General features: G+C 62.6%; 19 protein-coding genes. 11 read left to right on the forward strand and 8 right to left on the reverse strand.

All coding sequences use genetic code 11. The features are described from left to right. Positions 1-56 precede the first annotated feature (56 nt). The gene (locus LCU97_RS04395) at positions 57-2,630 is read right to left on the reverse strand and encodes a bifunctional diguanylate cyclase/phosphodiesterase (protein ID WP_232775667.1); all 2,574 of its coding nucleotides are present in this window, start codon (positions 2,628-2,630) and stop codon (positions 57-59) included. Between the two features lie 255 nt (positions 2,631-2,885). On the opposite strand from LCU97_RS04395, the gene LCU97_RS04400 reads away from it, so the two are divergent. The 3 genes from LCU97_RS04400 to LCU97_RS04410 all read left to right on the forward strand — a co-directional run bounded on the left by LCU97_RS04400 (position 2,886) and on the right by LCU97_RS04410 (position 5,002). Next, entirely contained in the window at positions 2,886-3,287 is a 402-nt protein-coding gene (locus LCU97_RS04400; protein WP_053150604.1) for an HvfA family oxazolone/thioamide-modified RiPP metallophore, read from the forward strand. An 82-nt stretch (positions 3,288-3,369) separates the two neighbouring features. After that, positions 3,370-4,263, forward strand: a complete 894-nt coding sequence (locus LCU97_RS04405) for an HvfB family MNIO-type RiPP peptide maturase (protein ID WP_232775668.1) — start codon at positions 3,370-3,372, stop codon at positions 4,261-4,263. Next, on the forward strand, positions 4,256-5,002 hold the full coding sequence (locus tag LCU97_RS04410; RefSeq protein WP_232775669.1) for an HvfC family RiPP maturation protein: 747 nt from the start codon (positions 4,256-4,258) through the stop codon (positions 5,000-5,002). The genes LCU97_RS04405 and LCU97_RS04410 overlap by 8 nt, the downstream gene beginning before the upstream one ends. Before the next feature lie 104 nt (positions 5,003-5,106). On the opposite strand, the gene LCU97_RS04415 is transcribed toward LCU97_RS04410, so the two are convergent. From LCU97_RS04415 to LCU97_RS04425, 3 genes are all read right to left on the reverse strand, one after another. After that, the gene (locus LCU97_RS04415) at positions 5,107-5,622 is read right to left on the reverse strand and encodes an HvfX family Cu-binding RiPP maturation protein (protein WP_053150610.1); all 516 of its coding nucleotides are present in this window, start codon (positions 5,620-5,622) and stop codon (positions 5,107-5,109) included. A 176-nt stretch (positions 5,623-5,798) separates the two neighbouring features. Further along, complete coding sequence (locus tag LCU97_RS04420; protein WP_232775670.1) at positions 5,799-7,121, reverse strand: ATP-binding protein; 1,323 nt, start codon at positions 7,119-7,121, stop codon at positions 5,799-5,801. Continuing rightward, a complete protein-coding gene (locus LCU97_RS04425; protein WP_003202589.1) occupies positions 7,118-7,858 on the reverse strand; it encodes a response regulator in 741 nt (246 codons plus the stop codon). The genes LCU97_RS04420 and LCU97_RS04425 overlap by 4 nt, the downstream gene beginning before the upstream one ends. A 253-nt stretch (positions 7,859-8,111) precedes the next feature. Here LCU97_RS04425 and LCU97_RS04430 point away from each other — a divergent pair, with 253 nt between their 5' ends. From LCU97_RS04430 to LCU97_RS04440, 3 genes are all read left to right on the forward strand, one after another. Beyond that, a complete protein-coding gene (locus tag LCU97_RS04430) occupies positions 8,112-8,375 on the forward strand; it encodes a DUF2790 domain-containing protein (protein WP_053150614.1) in 264 nt (87 codons plus the stop codon). 111 nt (positions 8,376-8,486) lie between these two features. Continuing rightward, positions 8,487-9,725: a cytochrome c biogenesis protein DipZ gene (locus LCU97_RS04435; protein ID WP_232775671.1), complete on the forward strand. Its 1,239-nt coding sequence runs from the start codon at positions 8,487-8,489 to the stop codon at positions 9,723-9,725. Positions 9,726-9,826: 101 nt separating this feature from the next. Then, complete coding sequence (locus LCU97_RS04440; RefSeq protein ID WP_053150620.1) at positions 9,827-10,156, forward strand: hypothetical protein; 330 nt, start codon at positions 9,827-9,829, stop codon at positions 10,154-10,156. Positions 10,157-10,165: 9 nt separating this feature from the next. Here the strand turns inward: LCU97_RS04440 and LCU97_RS04445 are convergent, their stop codons facing one another. Continuing rightward, complete coding sequence (locus tag LCU97_RS04445; protein WP_232775672.1) at positions 10,166-12,031, reverse strand: sigma-54-dependent Fis family transcriptional regulator; 1,866 nt, start codon at positions 12,029-12,031, stop codon at positions 10,166-10,168. Between the two features lie 342 nt (positions 12,032-12,373). Here LCU97_RS04445 and LCU97_RS04450 point away from each other — a divergent pair, with 342 nt between their 5' ends. The 5 genes from LCU97_RS04450 (at position 12,374) to LCU97_RS04470 (ending at position 17,746) form a co-directional block, all read left to right on the forward strand. After that, entirely contained in the window at positions 12,374-13,456 is a 1,083-nt protein-coding gene (locus LCU97_RS04450; RefSeq protein WP_053150625.1) for an ATP-NAD kinase family protein, read from the forward strand. 2 nt (positions 13,457-13,458) lie between these two features. Beyond that, the gene (locus tag LCU97_RS04455; protein ID WP_232775673.1) at positions 13,459-14,436 is read left to right on the forward strand and encodes a thiamine pyrophosphate-dependent dehydrogenase E1 component subunit alpha; all 978 of its coding nucleotides are present in this window, start codon (positions 13,459-13,461) and stop codon (positions 14,434-14,436) included. A 35-nt stretch (positions 14,437-14,471) separates the two neighbouring features. Next, positions 14,472-15,488: an alpha-ketoacid dehydrogenase subunit beta gene (locus tag LCU97_RS04460; protein WP_053150630.1), complete on the forward strand. Its 1,017-nt coding sequence runs from the start codon at positions 14,472-14,474 to the stop codon at positions 15,486-15,488. Then, entirely contained in the window at positions 15,488-16,600 is a 1,113-nt protein-coding gene (locus tag LCU97_RS04465; RefSeq protein ID WP_232775674.1) for an acetoin dehydrogenase dihydrolipoyllysine-residue acetyltransferase subunit, read from the forward strand. The genes LCU97_RS04460 and LCU97_RS04465 overlap by 1 nt, the downstream gene beginning before the upstream one ends. Before the next feature lie 81 nt (positions 16,601-16,681). Continuing rightward, positions 16,682-17,746, forward strand: a complete 1,065-nt coding sequence (locus tag LCU97_RS04470) for a 2,3-butanediol dehydrogenase (protein WP_232775920.1) — start codon at positions 16,682-16,684, stop codon at positions 17,744-17,746. A 52-nt stretch (positions 17,747-17,798) separates the two neighbouring features. Here LCU97_RS04470 and LCU97_RS04475 read toward each other — a convergent pair whose 3' ends face one another. The 3 genes from LCU97_RS04475 to LCU97_RS04485 are packed head-to-tail and all read right to left on the reverse strand — an operon-like array spanning position 17,799 to position 19,232. After that, positions 17,799-18,302: a DUF6644 family protein gene (locus LCU97_RS04475; protein ID WP_232775675.1), complete on the reverse strand. Its 504-nt coding sequence runs from the start codon at positions 18,300-18,302 to the stop codon at positions 17,799-17,801. Further along, entirely contained in the window at positions 18,302-18,652 is a 351-nt protein-coding gene (locus tag LCU97_RS04480) for a DUF6152 family protein (RefSeq protein ID WP_232775676.1), read from the reverse strand. Before LCU97_RS04480 ends, LCU97_RS04475 begins: the two co-directional genes overlap by 1 nt. A gap of 25 nt (positions 18,653-18,677) precedes the next feature. After that, positions 18,678-19,232, reverse strand: coding sequence for a DinB family protein (locus tag LCU97_RS04485; RefSeq protein ID WP_232775677.1), 555 nt, complete (start codon positions 19,230-19,232; stop codon positions 18,678-18,680). Positions 19,233-19,297: the final 65 nt, after the last annotated feature.

Consider the following 19,297-nt stretch of genomic DNA (forward strand, 5'->3'; position numbering starts at 1 on the left):
ACGGAGGCTCGGCGTCGTGCAGAAGATGTCTGGATGGGGGACCATCATGGGTGAGGTTATAGCCAGCGGGGCGTGGTGAAGAACGAGGCCATTTCCTTTCGAGCCAGGGCGGAGCCAAAGTAGGGGCCCTGGACATGGTCGCAAGCCACGCTGCGCAGTTGGCTGAATTGCCGGGCATTCTCGATGCCTTCGGCGGTGACCATCAGGCCGACGCTGCGACTCAGGCGGATCATTGCCAGGACGCCTTCCCGGTCGTGTTCCAGACCGAGTTGCGAAAGGATGTTGCGATCGAAGCGGATGCCATCGAACGGCTGGTTCAAGACCTCGCGAAGGGAGGCAATGTTGGTGCCGAACTTATCGATGTTGATCCGCACGCCCAGGTCTTTGAGGGCGTGCAGGGTCGCGGCGACGGTCTTGTGGTCTACCAGCAAAATGCCTTCGGCCACTTCCAGGATCAATCGATGGGGAGCCAGGCCGCTGGCCTCCAGGGTCGTTTGTACCTGGTTGAGCAGGAAGCCGCTGCTGAACCACTTGGGTGAAACCGCGAGCGAAACGCTGACCGGCATTGGCCAGCTTGCTGCTTCGTCACAGGTATTGGTCAATATCCATGTGCCCAGCTCTTCCAACTGGCCTGAAGTCTCGGCAACGGGAATGAAATCGGCACCGATCAACTCGCCTTTTTCGGGATGTTGCCAGAATATCTGGGCTTCGAAACCATGCAGTTGCTCGGCGTTCACATCGAAGCGGGGCAGGTAGCGCAGCTCCAGCTGATCCTGCTGCATTGCTGTACGAAGTTGCTGTTCGTACCGACGACGGTCCCGGGCCACGTGGCCCATGGCTTCCACGTATACACGCCAGGTGTTGCGGCCGGCGGCCTTGGCCGCATACAAGGCGATGTCGGCCTGGCGCAGCAGTTCGTCGGCACGGTTTTCTCCGGGATGTGACCAGGCAACGCCGATGCTCACGCCCAGGTACAACGTGTTCCCGTCCAGATGCATGGGACGCTGCATGCAGGCGATCAGGCGTTTACACAACTGGTCGAGGTCCTGCGCATTGCCCGGCTCCGGCATGACGATGACGAACTCATCACCCCCCAGGCGCGCCACCAGATCGGTCTCGCGCACGTTCTGCTGGAGAATATGCGCCACCTCTTTCAGTACCTTGTCCCCCACGGCATGTCCCAGGGAGTCGTTGACCGGCTTGAAGCGGTCCATGTCCAGGTTCAGCACGGCCAGCGACCTGCCGTCGACCGGATCCATGTGTTCGCTGAGGCAGTCAAACAACCGGTTGCGGTTGGCGAGCCCGGTCAGAGGATCGTGCAGGGAGAGATGCCTGATCTGTGCCAGTGCACGCAACTCCTCGGTAATGTCGGTGGCCGTGCCTCGAAAGCCCAGGGCGCCGGCCTCGATGGCGCGTACCGAAAGCTTACAGGTGCGTATGCGCTGGTTGTGTGCGGTGTATTCGCACAGCAGCGGAGAGGATGAGGTGTTGTTCGCGCCACCGAGCAACCATTGGGCGATGGAAATGGAGCCGCCGTGGGGGTGCAGCAACCTGTGCAGGGGTTTGCCCAGCCAATCGCCGGGGCTGAAGCCGGTCACCTGCTCGAAGCGCTCCGAAAGGTAGGTCAACGTCCCGGTCGAATCGACTTCCCACAGCCAATCGGATGACACTTCGGCAATGTCACGGAAACGCTCTTCACTGCGCTCCAAAGCCTTGCGGTGGGCCAGCAGGCTGTCGTATTGGCGTTGCTGGGCACGCAGCATCATCAGGGCGTGGCGCAGGACGGAGAGGGCAAGGATCACCAGGATCAACAGCGCCACGGCCAACAGTGGTAGCAGGACCTTGCGCAAATCGTTGCCAGGGGTCTGCGGTCGCCAGGCCAGGGCCTCCTGCGTCCGGTCATCCAGCAATACCTGAGCGGTATCGCTCGGTCCAGGCGTCCTGGCGATATGGGCGTCGGGCAGGGCGAAGTCCCATGCAAGGTCTTGCAAGGCTGCTGGATCGAGGACTTTCACGAACAGCAGCAGGCTGGGCGGGCCGGGAATTTCGGACACGCTGTTGTCCGTACCAGTGGTGATGGCTGAAGCGGCGACGAATGCGGGCGCACCGTCGTGATGGGCCATCTCGACAACGACCTCATCGCGATTTTCCGGGGCGCTGGCTTTTTTGCGCAGTGCACGCAGATCTCCCACCAGCCAACTATCGGCATCGACCTGGCTCACTTTTCCGTCGATCACTGAATAAACGGTCTTGCCGGTCGGGGAGAGGACAAACACGGCTTGGTAGCCGTAGAGCGAATAAACGCTGCTGCCGACGTTTTCCTGGTCATAAGCCCATTCCTTGTCCATTTCGACATGCAGATGCCGGTAGGCGTCGCTCCACTTGGAGTAGTCGCTCAGGTCGCGACCGATGCCGGTACGGATGCCCTCGATGGCCCGTTGGGCGAAAAACAGGCTTTGTTCCCGCGCCCGCTGATCCTGGGCACGGGTGATGTTGAGCAGCACACCGATCGCCAGCGCGGACATGACAAACAGCAGGAGCATGATGGCCGGGAAGGTGCGTCGAGTGAAGCTACGGGTTGGCAATCCCGGGGCCAGGTCGGTGGAGTGGTTGCCAGCATCTTCGGTCATAAACAAGCCATCAGCTAAAACGCAGAATATCCCGCATGCCGTGGTATCGGCTGACCGATCGATTTACTTAGGCATTAGCAAGCATGAGCCCTGGCTTGTATCGCAGTGTGTACCGGGGCTGCGCCGATACATCTACTTGCCTTCCCCTTCATCGATGACACAGCCCGGATACACGCCGCAGATTAACTACGCCAGCCAGCCGCTGCCGAGCCTCGGTAACGGAGACTGGCGCAATGATCTTTCGAGGAATACCCCATGCTTAACTTCTCGCGCAATTCATCCCTGGCACTCGGTCTGGCCCTGGTCGGCGGCCTTGGCCTTTCCAGCGCGGCATCGGCTCTGACCATGAATGACCTGGCCCAGGGCTATACCCTGGCGGCGGCCGACACGGCGAAGAAACCTGTCGAAGGCAAGTGCGGCGAAGGTAAATGCGGCGAAGACAAGTTCGCAAAAACCGATACCAATCACGACGGCAAGGTTTCGCGTGACGAGTTCATTGCCGCCGCACCGGAACGCGCAGCCGAGTTCGACAAGATCGACGCTGACCACGATGGCGGCATTTCCTTGCCGGAAGCCAAGCAATACCTGTCGACCCAGGCGAAAAGCGCCGAAGGTAAATGCGGCGAAGGCAAGTGCGGAGCGGCTATCGAGTCCTGATTCACGGCTTGAACAGCGCCATGCCTGTGGGAGCAGGTTCGCTCCCCGGGCATGGGTTTCTTGACTGCCAAGGAGACGTGCCATGTCCCAGCGTTTATCCCCTCTTTTGTATGAACCCAGTCGTCAGGAAGCGCCCTTGCTTCCCAGGCCATCCGCCGGACTTGGCCTGCGACGAGGATTACTCGACGCACTGCGCGAGGCGCCGGCGGGGGACTTCGACTTTCTCGAAGTTGCCCCGGAAAACTGGATCGCAATAGGCGGCGCCCATGGCGCCGCTTTGCATTGGTTGGCCGAGCGCTATCCGCTGTCTTGTCATGGGCTGTCGCTGTCCCTGGGCGGTCCGGCGCCTCTGGACCTGGCGTTCCTCGGCCAGGTACGCGACTTTCTGGACCGCTTCAATGTGCCAATCTACAGCGAACACCTGAGCTACTGTGGCGATGAGGGCCATTTGTACGATCTGCTGCCGCTGCCTTTCACCGAAGAAGCGGTGCGGCACGTGGCCGCCCGGATCCGCCAGGCCCAGGATGTACTGGGCCGGCGCTTGGCGGTGGAAAACGTCTCTTATTACGCAGCACCTCAACAGGACATGACCGAGCTGGAATTCACCAACGCGGTTTTGCGCGAGGCGGACTGTGACCTGTTGCTGGACGTCAACAATGTGTACGTCAACTCGGTCAACCACGGCTTCGATCCCCAGGCCTTCCTGGCCGGACTCGAGCCTGGATGCGTGGTCGCCATGCACGTGGCCGGGCACTATGACCAATCCGACAGCTTGATCATCGACAGCCATGGCGCCCCGGTCAAACCGGTGGTCTGGTCCCTCCTGGCCCAGGCCTACGAGCGTTTCGGTGTCCAGCCGACCTTGCTCGAACGGGACTTCAATTTCCCGCCGTACGCGGCACTGGTGGCCGAATTGCAGACGATTCGTCAGTTGCAGCGACAGACCGGCGTCCGGCAGGCGGTGCCCCATGACTGACGCCCGGCAAACGTTGCATCAGCAGCAACAGGCCCTGACACGCTACCTGCGCGACCCTGAGCACTGCCCGGTTCCGGAGGGCATGGACGGCGCGCGGGCGCAGGTGTATCGCGACCTGATCTTCGAGAACATGCGCTCGTTGCTCAGCGGGACCTTTCCGGTGCTGGTGAGCCTGTTGGGGCAGGAGGCCTGGCGCGCCACGGTGCGCGGCTTCCTGCGCGAGCATCGTTGCGTCACGCCCCGGTTCGGGGAAGTCGCGGAGGAGTTCGTGGGCTATCTGACGACCCGGCAATCGCCGGACTCGCCGCCGTTCATGGCTGAGCTGGCGCATTACGAGTGGGTCGAAATGGCGCTGCTGCAATCGCAAGCCCAATCGCTGCCGCCCAGTGATGAAGCACTGTTGCTCGACCGACCCCTGTGTATCTCGCCCCTGGCCTGGCCGTTGGCCTATCAATGGCCGGTGCATCGCCTGGCAACCGACTATCAGCCTTCGACACCGCCGCCTCAGCCGACGCTGTTGCTGATCCGGCGCACGCCTGGGTTCGAGGTGCGCTTTTCCGAGCTCAGCCCGTTGGCCTGGCGGCTATTGGAGCGCATCGAGGCATTTGCGGGATTGGACGGGCGAGGGCAGCTACTGGGGCTGGCGCGGGAGGCGGGGGTGAATTCGTTCGAGTTCATGGACAGTGCGGTGGCGTTGCTGCGGCGGATGCTGGCTGAAGGGGTAGTCGGCGTTCGGTGAAAACCTGTGGGAGCGGGCTTGCTCGCGAAGACGTCGGCACATTCAGTATCCAAGTGCCAGATAGACCGCTTTCGCGAGCAAGCCCGCTCTCACAGGGACCCGTGTCAGGCTTTGTTGTGGCGGTGCAACACGGTTTTAAGCAGCGCATCCACACTCAACTTTCCCGCCCCCTGCAACACCAGCGGCAGCAATGCCACCAGATAGATCAACGGCAGCTTGAAGTTGCCATGACCTTTGTTGGTTATCGCATAGCCCTGGGCCAGTTCGCTCAGGGTCGACCAGTCCGCCGGCCAGTGCACGGCCGCAGTGGCCACCACCGTGACGATGATCAGCACCAGCGCCGAGAAGCGGGTGCCCAGGCCGATCAGCAGGGCGAGGGCACAGATCAGTTCGGCCCACATCGACAGTTCCCAGTTCCAGCTCGCCGGCAGTTGATCGAAGGGAAACGGAAACGCGGACTGGATGTCGGCGAACCAGTTCTGGCCGTTCCATTTTTCCAGACCGGATTCGAAGAACTCCCAGGCCAGGAACAACCGCAAGCCCAGGGGCGCGAGCCATGGGCCGGCCTGATCAAGAGGGGTGTGCAATGTTTTCAGGGTGTTTGAAACGGTGGGGTACATGGCGGATCTCCTTGGGACCGGCGGTACGCGCCGGGAACACCAGGGAGTCTTTCAAACGGGTGTAAGCAGCGTGTGTCGCCAGAGAGGCGCCTTGCAACGTTGTGTAAGCCGGACACTAGCAGACACACAGTCATACAAATCCGTTGCACCGCAAACCCTTTCGGGAGCGGTGCATCTCAGCTTGCATGAGCGACTTGGCGACTCAGCCGCAACTCGGCGCACAATCCGCCGCCCTCCCGATTGCTCAGGGTCAGCGAGCCGCCCATGGCGATCGCCAGTTGCTGGGCGATAGCCAGGCCCAACCCGGTACCGCCGGTTTCGCGGTTGCGCGAGCTTTCCACCCGGTAGAACGGCTTGAGGACTTCAGCCAGTTCCTGTTCGCTGATGCCGGGACCGCGGTCCAGTACCCGGATCGCCAGTTGGCCACTGCGGTCTTCCTGCACCTCGATCCGGGCCGCGCCGCCGAACTTGAGCGCGTTGTCCACCAGATTGACCAGCACCCGGCGCAAGGCATGGGGGCGGGTGTCGATGACGGCAGTGTACTTTGTGCAAAGCTGCACATCCTGGCCGGTGTCCTGGTAGTCGAAGACCAGACTGTCGAGAAACGCGTCCAGGTTGATGCGACAACTGGCCTCGGTTGCGCCATGGATGCTGCGGGCGTAGGCCACGCCTTCGCGCACCAGATGCTCCATTTCAGTCAAATCGCTGCACAGCTTGTCCTTTTCGAGGCCGTCGTCCATGAACTCCGCGCGCAGCTTCATGCGGGTGATGGGCGTCTGCAAATCATGGGAAATGGCCGCCAGCAGTTGCATGCGCTCCTTGAGATAGGCAGCGATGCGGTCCTGCATGGCATTGAAGGCCTTGGCGGCGTGGACCACTTCGGTCGGTCCCTTTTCGTCGAGACGCATGCCGTGGGCGTTCGGATCGAGGGTTTCTACCGCCTGGGCCAACCGGGTCAACGGGCGGACAGCGATGCGTACCGCCAGCCAGGTGCAGCCGATCAACAGCGCCAACTGCCCCAGCAGTACCACCGGCAACCAAGGGGAAAGGGGCATCATGGCCGGGCGGACATCGATGGTCAGCGGACTGCCGTCCTTCAGGCGCAAATGAGCCTGGTAGTGTTTTTGCGGTCCGGGGATGTCGGTGAAGGTCAGTGCATAGGCCTGGCCGACGGCCTCTTGGATCGAGCTGACCGACACGGGCGCGTCGTCGGGCACCATGGGCTGGCCCGGCAGGCCTTCGTCGAGCAGATACCCGTAGTTGCGCCGTGTGAGTTGAGGCAGCCACGCGGGGCGCTCGGCAGCGGGCAGGCGGTCGAGAATGGCGACGGAAGTCGAGACATCGGTTTCCAGATTGCCAAGCATGGTGGTCTTTGCCGTCTGGTAGCGCTCGTAATACTGGACGCCGAAAGACAGGCCCTGGGCCAGGATCAGGCCGATCAGGAAGATCAGCGACAGCCTCGACGCGAGGGTCCGCGGCCAACGCAGTGGCAGGTTCATACCGAAGCCTCGAGAATCTCAACCGGCAGCGAGAACACATAGCCTTCGCTGCGCACGGTCTTGATATAGGCCGGCTCGCGGGCGTCATCCAGCAGGCGCTGGCGCAGCCGGCTGACCAGCAGGTCGATGGAGCGATCGAACAGGTCGGCGTCCCGGCCCTGGGTCAGGTTCAGCAGTTGGTCGCGGTTGAGCACCCGCTGCGGATGATCGAGGAACACCCGCAACAGTCGGTATTCCGCACCGCTGAGGGCGACCATGGTGCCGTCGGTATCGAGCAGATGCCGGGCCGTGGTGTCCAGGCGCCAGCGGCCGAATGCCAGCAGGCGACCGCTTTCGGTGACCACCAGGTTGGGCGGCAGCATGCGGGTACGACGCAGCACGGCATTGATGCGGGCCAGCAGTTCACGGGCGGCGAAGGGTTTGACCAGGTAATCGTCGGCGCCCATTTCCAGGCCGATGATCCGGTCGGTTTCGTCGTTGCGGGCGGTGAGCATCAGTACCGGCGTGGCTTTGTGCTTGCCGGCGCGCAGTTCCCGGCACAGTACCAGGCCGTCATCGCCGGGCATCATGATATCCAGCACGATCAGGTCCACCGGGGTGGTTTCCAGGAAGGCGCGCATCTGCCGGCCATCGGCGACGACGGTGGTGCGCAGGCCGTTTTTCTTCAAGTAATTGCCAACCAGCTCTCTGATCTCGCGATCGTCATCCACTATCAGCACATGATCGACATGATCCATGATGTTCAGCCCCTTATGGCGGTTCGTTGGTGGTCAGTCTACAGACGCCGGCCGGCCTGGCCCGAGACGGATTGTATTGCAGTGTATCTGGCGCACGACGGATACACAGCGATGCAAAAAGCCGGCGGGTTCGATACAGCCGCGATACCTCAAGGGCATTCAATGGCTTCCAACGAGGCAACCCTAGGCTTTTCAGACAGAGCCTGGGGCCTCGACAGAAAACCAGACCATTGAATGAATCGAGGACCGCGCCATGAACACCAAAGCCATCTACGCCACTTGCCTTTTCGCCGCGCTGAACATCTGCACCCTGTCGGCCCGGGCCGAAAGTAATGTCCAGGCGCAAACCTATAGCTACGGCACCCACCTGGATATTCAGAAGGTGCTATCCATCAGCGAAGACGCCAATCCGGCTTGCGGAGTGGTGAATGCGCGCATGACCTATCTGGACTCGGCAGGACACGAGCAGGCACTGGATTACCGCAAGTTTTCAGATAACTGCCATGAAGACAATTGAATCCAGAATCTCATAAATATCGGATAACTCATTGTATTTAAATAGTTATCGTTGTTGAGATAGACCGTTCCCTGGCTTTACGAGTCTGCCAGTCTCCCTTTGAGGTGTGCCATGCTACTGATCGCTTTCCTGGGCGGGATCCTGACGATCCTCAGCCCCTGCATTCTCCCCGTGGTGCCGTTTCTGTTCGCCCGGGCCGATCGTTCCCCTCGTTCGGTGCTGCTGACGCTTGCCGGCATGGTGCTGACATTTGCCCTGGTGTCCAGCCTGGCGGTGGCCAGCAGCGAATGGGTTCTGCGTGCCAGCAGTATCGGCCGGCAGGTCGCGCTGGGCGTGATGGTGCTGTTTGCCCTGTCGTTGATGTTCAGTCGGGTCGGCACCTGGCTGGCACGACCACTGGTGAGCCTGGGCAACCGTATCGATGCGGGAGCAGGGCGGATGGCCGGGCCGCTGGCGTCGGTGTTGATCGGCGTCGCGACCGGGTTGCTCTGGGCACCCTGCGCCGGTCCGATACTCGGGGTGATCCTGACCGGCGCCATGTTGCAAGGCGCGAGCGCCGAAACGAGCCTGCTGTTGCTTGCCTATGGCCTGGGCAGCGCCTTGTCGCTGGGGACGTTGATCCTGGCCGGGCGCGGGTTGATGGGCCGGCTCAAGCTTTCGTTGCCGATCACGACCTGGTTGCGCCGCGGCACTGGTGCCGTTGTGCTGCTGGCCGCCGTGGCGATCGGCACGGGGGCCGATGATCGCTTGCTGGCAAGTACCTCGTCCCAAGGGGCGGCAACACTGGAGCAAGGCTTGCTGGAAAATGTCCCCAAGGCCATCGATTACGTCGTCAGCAAAGCCGGCGCCGCATCGATGCCAACCCTGGCCTCTCAAGGCGCCATGCCTTCGCTGGAGGGGGCGGTGCAATGGCTGAATTCGCCACCGCTGAACAGCGAGTCCTTGCGGGGCAAGGTGGTACTGGTGGATTTCTGGACCTATGACTGCATCAATTGCCAGCACACGCTGCCCTACGTGAACGATTGGGCCAGGAAATATGAGAAGGATGGGTTGGTGGTCATTGGTGTACATACGCCGGAATACGGCTACGAGAAAATCATCGACAACGTGCGCGAGCAAGTTCGCAAGCTGAACATCCATTATCCGGTGGCCATCGACAATCAGTATGCGATCTGGCGCGCCTTCGACAACCAGTACTGGCCAGCCCATTACTTCATCGATGCCAAGGGGCAGGTGCGTTACAGCCATTTTGGCGAGGGGCGGTATGGCGAACAGGAACAGGTGATCCAGCAGTTGTTGCAGGAGGCGAAGACGGATTCCGCCGGCCCCCATCAACCCAAGGGGCAATAATGCACAGATTTGTGGCGAGGGGACCGAGCGTCAGTGCTGGCCCCTTGCTCCTTTAAACGTCGTCAAACTTCTTTCATTTCATGAAGTTGGACGACAAACCTATGCGTATTTCTATGTGGGTCGTGACGACATTCCTGGTGGTGGCCGTTACGTGCGAGGCCCAGGCCAGGGCGCTGACGCAGAACCAGCAATCGGTCTGCCGCTGGGGTTCGGATATCGCCGCGGGTGCCCAGGCCTCGAAGTTGGCCGGGGTGAGTCTCTACGGCGCCCGGAAGAAACTGCAGGTACGCAAGTTCCCCAGACCCTGGATGCGCATGACGGCCTTGGGCATTACCGAACAAACCTACAACAGCGCCTCACGTCTCAAACCGGCGGCAATCAAGCAAACCTACTATGAGCAATGCGTGCGCCACGAGCTGGCGCAACGCTAAGGATGGGTTTCATACCGGGCGCCTGCCGGGCATCTGGATACCATGCTGGCGCACCCGTCGATACAGCGTCGCCCGGGAGATGCCCAGGGCCTGGGCGGCAGCGGCAGGTTTCCAGCGGTGACGCACCAGTGCATCGAGCAGCGCCTGACGTTCCGGGCAGGCGACCGGCTCCGGCGTGCCGGTCGTGGTATCTGCGTTGCGCAGCGATTCGGGCAGGTGGCCGACCTGGATCACGCCCGTCTCGCACACCGCGCAGGCATAGCGCAGTACGTGGCGCAACTGGCGAATATTGCCCGGCCAGTGATAACCGAGCAGGCATTCCAACGCCGCGCCACTCAATTGCACCGAGTCGCCGCACGGCGTCGATTCCTCTTCGAGAATGCGGTTGATCAGCGCCAGCCGGTCCGTGCGTTCGCGTAACGGCGGCAACTGGAAGCGGGCGCCTCCCAGGCGGAAATACAGGTCTTCGCGAAACTCGCCGGCGGCTACCAGGGTTTCCAGGTCGCGGTGGGTGGCACAGATCACCTGGATGTCCACGGCCTTGCGGCGTGAGGCCCCCAGGGGCGCCACTTCGCCTTCGGCCAGGACCCGCAACAGGCGGGTCTGCAACGTCAGCGGCATATCACCGATCTCGTCGAGGAACAGCGTGCCACCGTCAGCCTGTTGCAACAGGCCCTGCATCCCTTTGGCCGAAGCCCCGGTGAAGGCTCCGGCAACGTAGCCGAACAGCTCGCTTTCGATCAGGCTTTCGGGTATCGCCGCGCAATTCAGCGCCACGAAGGGCCGGTCGCGCCGCTGGCTGGTCTGGTGCAATTGGCGGGCGAACACCTCTTTGCCGGAGCCGGTCTCGCCCTGGATCAACACCGGCAGGTTGCGGTCCTTGACTCGCACGGCCAGGCGCAGGCTATCGGCCAGTCGTGAGTCCAGCTCGATGGCGGCCACTGCCACCCGTGGTCGCGGGCCGGCCCGGTGGCGGGGCGCGCTCAAGCGGCCATGCAGGCCATGGGCGAGCGGGTAAAGACTTTCGTCGCGAGCACGGTGCAATTGCTCCTGATCGAAGACCTGACCGATGTGTCGCGGTAACTGGCCATAGTGCTGCAACAGGTACTGGCGGGCCGCCGGGTTGAGGGCCTGCAGGCAGCCATCGTCGTCCCAGGCGAACAGAAAATCGGGCTGGCTGTCGACGTAGCCGGCGTTGCGATGGGCTCGCAGCACCCAATAACCCTGGGCGCTGCTCATGAAAAACGCCTGTTCGATTTCCCGGGCGCTCTGCACCACCATCTGCCGGATCAGATGCTGCGAGCGCCGATCGTCTGGAGAGCGCACCGCCGACACGTCCAACACGCCGAGCAGATCCCCGTGCGGATCGAAGACCGGCGCGGCAGAACACGTCAGGCCAATGAAGGCCGCGCGAAAATGGTCGCGCTTATGCACCGTCACCGGGGCCTTGGCCGTGAGCACGGCGGCGACGCCACAGGTGCCTTCTTCGCCCTCCGACCAGCAGGTACCCAGGTACAGGCCCGCCTTGCGGCAGTCATTGCGGATCGTGGTTTCCACCCGGTAGTCGATGGTCCGGCCTTGGGCATCGGTCAACAGCACACAGTAGTCGGCGTCGCGCACCCGACCGTGGAGACGGGCGACTTCCTCGCTGGCGATGTTGAGAAACAGCTCGGAACGCTCGCGGCATTGCCTGAGCACGGCCTCGGACAGGATGCGCGGTCCTTGTAGGGATCCGGGGTCGAGGTGGTGCTGCTCCATGGAGCGGCGCCAGGAGTCGAGGATCAGGTCCGGCACGGGCCTTTGCGGCAAGCGCTCCGCGTTCTTCACCACGCGGCTGACGCAATCCACATGCGCCCGGGAGTGAGCGGAAAGCATAGGGGCCTCCGGTTCAGCTTCTTGTCGTTGTAGGCGCATTAAGCGCCGTTAGCCAAGCGTAGACAAGCACGGCGGGAGGTGGAACCCCGCTGAGACGCTACGTCTCACCGTCTCATCGCGAGTCTGTGCAGGCTGACATGTCGCGTCTCACGAGGACGGGTTTCGTTGTTGCTTAAAGAGCGTAGAAACCGCTCTGGCATGCGGATTTCAGCGATAGTCGCTGCATCTGGCACCCCCCTTGCTCTATCCCCCTCGACCCGCTGGACGGGGTTCCAATAATAACAATGAGGTGTCCATGACTTTCTGCCCAGGCCATTCTGCGGCCCAATCCAGGGTGGCGCCATGAACCGGCCGCCACTGACCGTCGGCATCATCGCCAATCCCGCATCGGGTCGCGACGTGCGCCGCCTGACGGCGAACGCCGGGCTGTTTTCCAGCACCGACAAGGTTTCGGTCATCCAGCGCTTGCTGGCAGCCTTCGGGGCCACCGGCATCGAGCAGGTGCTGATGCCCACCGACATGACCGGCATCGCCGCCGCCGTCCTGAAGAACAGCCACAGCCGACAAGCCCGCGGCAGCCACTGGCCGGCCCTGGAGTTCCTTGACCTTACCCTGCGCCAGACGGTGGACGACACCCGCCGAGCCGCACGCCTGATGGCTGAGCGCGAGGTTTCGTTGATCGCCGTGCTCGGCGGCGACGGTACCCACAAGGCCGTGGCCGCCGAAGTGGGGGACACCCCGCTGCTGACCCTTTCCACTGGCACCAACAATGCCTTTCCCGAACTGCGCGAAGCCACCAGTGCCGCACTGGCCGGTGGCTTGTACGCCAGCGGCCGGGTGCCGTCGCAGATTGCCCTGCGGCGCAACAAGCGCTTGCTGGTGTGCGAAGCCGGTCGCGGCCTGCGGGAAATCGCCCTGGTGGATGTGGCCGTGTCGCCGCTGCGTTTTGTCGGCGCCCGGGCCATCAGCCGGGCACAGGACCTGGCGGAAGTCTTCGTGACGTTTGCCGAACCGCAAGCCATTGGCCTGTCGGCGCTATGTGGTTTGTGGTTCCCGGTTTCCCGCCAGGCTCCGGGCGGCGCCTGGATGCGCCTGGACCCGCAGTCAACCGAAGCACTGTTGGTGCCCCTGGCCCCCGGTCTGCTGCAAGGCTGCGGCGTGCTTGCTGCCGGTCCACTGGAGCCGGGTGTCGCCCATGGTCTGGCGTTGTCCAGTGGCACCCTGGCGCTGGATGGCGAGCGGGAAATCGAATTCAACGCCAACGACCGACCCACGATCACCCTCGATGCCGGCGGTCCGCTGAGCATCGATGTCAACGCGGTGCTGGCCTACGCCGCGCAACACCGGCTGCTGGCCATCGGCCGCGAACATCCGCAACACCCCCTGAACCTTCAATACAGCCTTCAAGACACCCTCGGAGAATAAAAATGTCGACATCGCTTACCCACGATCAATTGCTGCACGCCTACCAGGTGATGCGCACCATCCGTGCCTTCGAAGAACGCCTGCACGTGGAATTCGCCACGGGCGAGATCCCCGGCTTCGTCCACTTGTACGCTGGCGAAGAAGCGTCCGCCGCCGGAGTCATGGCCCACTTGGGCGATGACGATTGCATTGCCTCCAACCACCGTGGTCATGGTCATTGCATTGCCAAGGGCGTGGATGTCTACGGGATGATGGCCGAGATCTACGGCAAAAAGACCGGGGTCTGCCAGGGCAAGGGCGGCTCGATGCACATCGCCGATTTCGAAAAAGGCATGCTCGGCGCCAACGGCATTGTCGGAGCCGGTGCGCCGTTGGTGGTAGGCGCCGCGCTGGCGGCACGGCTCAAGGGCACCGACAGCGTCGCCGTGGTGTTTTTCGGTGACGGCGGTTCCAACGAGGGGGCTGTGTTCGAAGCCATGAACATGGCCTCGGTGTGGAACCTGCCGTGCCTGTTCGTCGCTGAAAACAACGGCTACGCCGAAGCCACTGCCTCCAACTGGTCGGTGGCCTGCGATCACATCGCCGACCGGGCCGCCGGGTTCGGCATGCCGGGGGTGACGGTGGATGGCTTTGACTTCTTCGCCGTGCACGAAGCCGCCGGGGCCGCCATCGAGCGTGCCCGGGCCGGGGAAGGGCCGTCGCTGATCGAGGTCAAGCTGACTCGTTACTACGGCCACTTCGAGGGCGATGCCCAGACTTATCGGGCACCCGACGAGGTCAAGCACTTTCGCGAGCATCAGGACTGCTTGATGCAGTTCCGCGAGCGCACCACCCGGGCCGGACTGCTGGCGGCCGAGCAGTTGGACCAGATCGACAAGGAAGTGGAGCTGCTGATCGAAAACGCAGTGTACAAGGCCAAGTCCGATCCCAAGCCCGCGGCGGCGGACCTGCTCACCGACGTCTACGTCTCCTATCCCTGAACGCCTCCCTTAAAACAAGAACAGAGAATCCCATCATGGCGAGAAAAATCAGCTATCAGCAGGCAATCAACGAGGCCCTGGCCCAGGAAATGCGCCGCGACGCCAGCGTGTTCATCATGGGCGAAGATGTGGCCGGTGGCGCCGGCGCGCCCGGTGAAAACGATGCCTGGGGCGGTGTGCTCGGTGTCACCAAGGGCCTTTACGATCAGTTTCCCGGTCGTGTGCTGGACACGCCGTTGTCGGAGATCGGCTACGTCGGTGCCGCGGTCGGTGCCGCGGCGTGCGGCGTGCGTCCGGTGTGCGAACTGATGTTCGTCGACTTTGCCGGCTGCTGCCTGGACCAGATCCTCAACCAGGCGGCGAAGTTTCGCTACATGTTCGGCGGCAAGGCCGTCACGCCGCTGGTGATTCGCACCATGGTCGGCGCCGGTCTGCGCGCAGCGGCCCAGCATTCACAGATGCTGACGTCGCTGTGGACGCACATTCCGGGGTTGAAAGTGGTGTGCCCGTCATCGCCCTACGATGCCAAGGGCCTGTTGATCCAGGCGATTCGCGACAACGACCCGGTGATCTTCTGCGAGCACAAGTTGCTGTACGGCATGCAGGGCGAGGTGCCCGAAGAGCTGTACACCATCCCCTTTGGCGAAGCGAATTTCCTGCGCGATGGCAAGGATGTGACCCTCGTGTCCTATGGCCGTACGGTCAATATCGCCCTGGACGCGGCCCGCAACCTGGCCGGGCGGGGCATCGATTGCGAAGTCATCGACCTGCGCACCACCAGCCCCATGGACGAGGACAGCATCCTTGAGAGCGTGGAGAAAACCGGGCGCCTGGTGGTGATCGACGAAGCCAACCCGCGTTGTTCCATGGCCACCGATGTCTCGGCGCTGGTGGCGCAAAAAGCCTTCGGCGCGCTCAAGGCGCCGATTGAAATGGTCACCGCACCCCATACGCCGGTGCCGTTCTCCGACTCCCTGGAGGACCTGTACATCCCCGACGCGGCGAAGATCGAAAGCGCCGTGCTCAAACTGATCGAATGGAGCAAGCGCTGATGAGCCGGATTCATACCCTGACGATGCCCAAGTGGGGCCTGTCGATGACCGAAGGCCGGGTCGATGCCTGGCTCAAGGAAGAGGGCCAGGCCATTGCCAAGGGCGATGAAGTGATGGACGTGGAAACCGACAAGATTTCCAGCAGCGTCGAAGCGCCATTTTCCGGCGTATTGCGCCGGCAGGTCGCTCGTCAGGACGAAACCCTGGCGGTCGGCGCCTTGCTCGGCATCGTCGTGGAAGGCGAGGTCAGCGACGCCGAGATCGATGCGGTCATCGAGCAGTTCCAGTCCAACTTCGTGCCGGGCGATGCCGCCGATGAAGACAGCGGACCGAAGCCACAAAAAATCGAACTGGACGGCCGGGTGATCCGCTATTTCGAGCGCGGCGAAGGCGGCACGCCGCTGGTGCTGGTGCACGGCTTCGGTGGTGATCTGAACAACTGGCTGTTCAACCACGAAGCGCTGGCGGCTGGACGGCGGGTCATCGCCCTGGACCTGCCGGGGCACGGCGAGTCTGGCAAAGCCTTGCAGCGCGGGGACCTGGATGAACTGAGCTCGGTGGTGCTGAGCCTGCTCGATTATCTGGACATCAACGTCGCACACCTGGTGGGGCATTCCATGGGGGGCGCCGTTTCCTTGAACACCGCGCACCTGATGCCCCAGCGGGTGCGTTCTTTGACGCTGATCGGCAGTGCTGGCCTGGGCCAGGAGATCAACGGCAGTTATCTGCAAGGTTTTGTCGACGCCGCCAATCGCAACGCCCTCAAGCCGCAACTGGTGCAGTTGTTCTCCAATGCCGAGCTGGTCAACCGCCAGATGCTCGACGACATGCTCAAGTACAAGCGCCTGGAGGGCGTGGACGCCGCGCTGCGCCAGCTGTCGGCGACGCTGTTTGCCGAGGGGCGCCAGCAGATGGACTTGCGCGAAGTGGTCCAGGCCGGCCACGTGCCGACGCTGGTGATCTGGGGCAGTGACGACGCCATCATCCCGGCGACTCACAGTCAAGGGCTGGCGGCACGGGTCGAGGTGCTACCGGGCCAGGGCCACATGGTGCAAATGGAAGCGGCCGAGCAGGTCAACCGGCTGATTCTCGAGTTCATTCAAGAGAACTGATCGATCGGGCGACGACCGGGTCGTCGCCCCAAGCTTTCTGGAGGCAACGTCATGAACGTTTCAACCATACCTACCCGCAGCATGCGCGCCGCTGTCTGGCACGGTCGCAACGACATCCGCGTCGAGGATGTGCCATTGCCTGTATCGCCGCCCGCCGGCTGGGTGCAGATCCGCGTGCAATGGTGCGGCATCTGCGGTTCCGATCTGCACGAGTACGTGGCCGGACCGGTATTCATTCCGGTAGACGCGCCGCACCCGCTGACCGGTATCAAGGGCCAGTGCATCCTCGGTCATGAATTTTGCGGTGAAATCGTCGAGCTGGGTGCCGGTGTCGAGGGCTTCAGTGTCGGCGAGCCGGTGGCGGCCGACGCCTGCCAGCATTGTGGCACCTGCTATTACTGCACCCACGGGCTGTACAACATTTGCGAAAACCTGGCATTTACCGGATTGATGAATAACGGTGCGTTCGCCGAGCTGGTCAATGTCCCGGCCAATTTGCTCTACAAGTTGCCAGCCGGTTTCCCGACCGAGGCCGGTGCGTTGATCGAGCCGTTGGCGGTGGGCATGCACGCGGTAAAAAAGGCCGGCAGCCTGCTGGGCCAGAACGTTGTGGTGGTGGGCGCCGGCACTATCGGGTTGTGCACCATCATGTGCGCCAAGGCCGCCGGCGCGGCCCAGGTGATTGCCCTGGAAATGTCCAGCGCACGCAAGGCCAAGGCCTTGGAAGTCGGCGCCAGCCATGTGATCGATCCGAACGAGTGCGACGCCCTGGCCGAAGTCCGGCGCCTGACCGGCGGCCTGGGTGCCGATGTCAGCTTCGAATGCATCGGCAACAAACACACCGCCAAAGTGGCCATCGACCTGATCCGCAAGGCCGGTAAATGCGTGCTGGTGGGCATTTTCGAAGAGCCGAGTTCATTCAACTTCTTTGAACTGGTCTCCACCGAGAAACAGGTGCTCGGGGCGCTGGCCTACAACGGCGAGTTCGCCGACGTGATCGCCTTTATCGCTGACGGACGCCTGGACATCTCGCCGCTGGTGACCGGGCGGATTCAGTTGGAGCAGATCGTCGGACAGGGCTTCGAGGAACTGGTCAACAACAAGGAACACAACGTGAAGATCATTGTGTCGCCCGCACGGATCTGAGCGCGCCTGAGGTGGGCGATTTGGCGATGGTCGAAGCGGCCATCGCCTTTTTTCAGGTATAGGCCAGAAGCCGGCCACAGCAGATCACCGCGATCCAAAGCGCCATGGACACCAGCGCCTGGATTCTGGCCAGGCCGGGCGCCTTGTGGCCGACATTCCATTGCTGGACGCCGCGGTAGATTCCAACGTGGAACACCAGGGCGTTGAGGCCCGCCGTCGCGATCAGACAGAGCTTGAGGACGAAAACGTCGTTGCCGGCAAAGTCATGGGGGTGCGCGCTGAACATCATCAGCCCGGCAGGCACGATCAGCAGCAGGGCCGCAAGGGCCCAGGTCAGCAGATGACGGGCCAGGGCGGTCACGGCGATGCCCTTGGACAGCCCCAGGATGCGCAGGTCGAACATCACCACCGCGCCCACCAGCACCGAAAAGCCAATGATATGCACGACTTCCACCAGCGGGTAGAGCCACAGCTCGCTGCGCATGGCCAGCGCCAGGGATGAATCCCCCAGTTGGTCCATCCAGCCTTGGGGCGCGCCAGCCTGGGAGGCCTGCATCAGCGCAACTCGGTGGTCTTGTCGCCGATGGTGATGCGTTCGGCGCGCAATTCATCGGGTTTGTTGCGGTTTGCATAGCCGACTACGGTGGCCCGGTTACCTGCTTTGAGCATGTCTTTGGTCAGGCCCCGATTCTCCATGCGTGACGGCGGGGCCAGCACGACGGTCCAGGTTTTGTCGGTGGTTTGCAGGCGCACGTAGCCGTGGGGATGGGAGTAACCGGCTTCCTTGATGGTGCCGTCGAGTTCCAAGGGGTTGCTGGCGTCGTATTCGCTCCAGCCGTGGTGAGCGAGTGCTGCCGTGGCCATCAGCATCGATGCCAAACCTATGCAACGCAGGGTAACGTTCATGGCAAGATCTCCTTTTGGGGGCGGTTCAACCAGGCAAATATTCGCGCCAGACCCGCCGTTCATCGAGTTGAAGCCGCTGTTCCTCGTCCTTGCGCAAGGGGCGGTCGCAATCGAGAAAGAACTCATCGAGTTGCGGCGGCTCGACGTGGGTGGCGCTGAGCATGGTGTGGACCTGCCCACGATGATGGATCTGATGTTCGAACAGGTGCAACAGCAGCCGGTCGATTCGTTCGCGCACGACACCGTTGGCCCGCACCAGGTCGACGCAGCGGGCGAGGTCTGTTTGCCGCAGGGCTTCGCAGAGCGCCACCAGCCGCTGATCGGTTTGGGTCTGCTGATGCACCAGTGGGGCAAAGGCCAGGGTCTCGGAGAAATCCTTTATCTGGCCGTCCCGGTCGCCTTCCAGGGCGGTGAGGTAATAGCGGTCCACTTCCAGGATGTGGCAAAGCGTGGCTTGGATGGACGGGAAGAACCCTGTGCGCGGCGCGGCGTAGTCAGCCTCGCTCAACTGCGCGCAGGCACTGAGCAGCCTGTGATTGGCCCATTGATTGTTCAGAGCCTGGGCCAGGAAATAGTTCATGGGGAGCCTCCCTGTCATGGCCGCCACAAATTTTGTGGGAGCGGGCTTGCTCGCGAAGACGGCGG

Source organism: Pseudomonas uvaldensis (assembly GCF_021271205.1).
GTDB classification, from domain to species: domain Bacteria; phylum Pseudomonadota; class Gammaproteobacteria; order Pseudomonadales; family Pseudomonadaceae; genus Aquipseudomonas; species Aquipseudomonas uvaldensis.

Coding starts and splice junctions, on each gene's coding strand:
- LCU97_RS04395 (WP_232775667.1), bottom strand. CDS start 2,630: ATGACCGAAGATGCTGGCAACCACTCCACCGACCTGGCCCCGGGATTG.
- LCU97_RS04400 (WP_053150604.1), top strand. CDS start 2,886: ATGCTTAACTTCTCGCGCAATTCATCCCTGGCACTCGGTCTGGCCCTG.
- LCU97_RS04405 (WP_232775668.1), top strand. CDS start 3,370: ATGTCCCAGCGTTTATCCCCTCTTTTGTATGAACCCAGTCGTCAGGAA.
- LCU97_RS04410 (WP_232775669.1), top strand. CDS start 4,256: ATGACTGACGCCCGGCAAACGTTGCATCAGCAGCAACAGGCCCTGACA.
- LCU97_RS04415 (WP_053150610.1), bottom strand. CDS start 5,622: ATGTACCCCACCGTTTCAAACACCCTGAAAACATTGCACACCCCTCTT.
- LCU97_RS04420 (WP_232775670.1), bottom strand. CDS start 7,121: ATGAACCTGCCACTGCGTTGGCCGCGGACCCTCGCGTCGAGGCTGTCG.
- LCU97_RS04425 (WP_003202589.1), bottom strand. CDS start 7,858: ATGGATCATGTCGATCATGTGCTGATAGTGGATGACGATCGCGAGATC.
- LCU97_RS04430 (WP_053150614.1), top strand. CDS start 8,112: ATGAACACCAAAGCCATCTACGCCACTTGCCTTTTCGCCGCGCTGAAC.
- LCU97_RS04435 (WP_232775671.1), top strand. CDS start 8,487: ATGCTACTGATCGCTTTCCTGGGCGGGATCCTGACGATCCTCAGCCCC.
- LCU97_RS04440 (WP_053150620.1), top strand. CDS start 9,827: ATGCGTATTTCTATGTGGGTCGTGACGACATTCCTGGTGGTGGCCGTT.
- LCU97_RS04445 (WP_232775672.1), bottom strand. CDS start 12,031: ATGCTTTCCGCTCACTCCCGGGCGCATGTGGATTGCGTCAGCCGCGTG.
- LCU97_RS04450 (WP_053150625.1), top strand. CDS start 12,374: ATGAACCGGCCGCCACTGACCGTCGGCATCATCGCCAATCCCGCATCG.
- LCU97_RS04455 (WP_232775673.1), top strand. CDS start 13,459: ATGTCGACATCGCTTACCCACGATCAATTGCTGCACGCCTACCAGGTG.
- LCU97_RS04460 (WP_053150630.1), top strand. CDS start 14,472: ATGGCGAGAAAAATCAGCTATCAGCAGGCAATCAACGAGGCCCTGGCC.
- LCU97_RS04465 (WP_232775674.1), top strand. CDS start 15,488: ATGAGCCGGATTCATACCCTGACGATGCCCAAGTGGGGCCTGTCGATG.
- LCU97_RS04470 (WP_232775920.1), top strand. CDS start 16,682: ATGCGCGCCGCTGTCTGGCACGGTCGCAACGACATCCGCGTCGAGGAT.
- LCU97_RS04475 (WP_232775675.1), bottom strand. CDS start 18,302: ATGCAGGCCTCCCAGGCTGGCGCGCCCCAAGGCTGGATGGACCAACTG.
- LCU97_RS04480 (WP_232775676.1), bottom strand. CDS start 18,652: ATGAACGTTACCCTGCGTTGCATAGGTTTGGCATCGATGCTGATGGCC.
- LCU97_RS04485 (WP_232775677.1), bottom strand. CDS start 19,232: ATGAACTATTTCCTGGCCCAGGCTCTGAACAATCAATGGGCCAATCAC.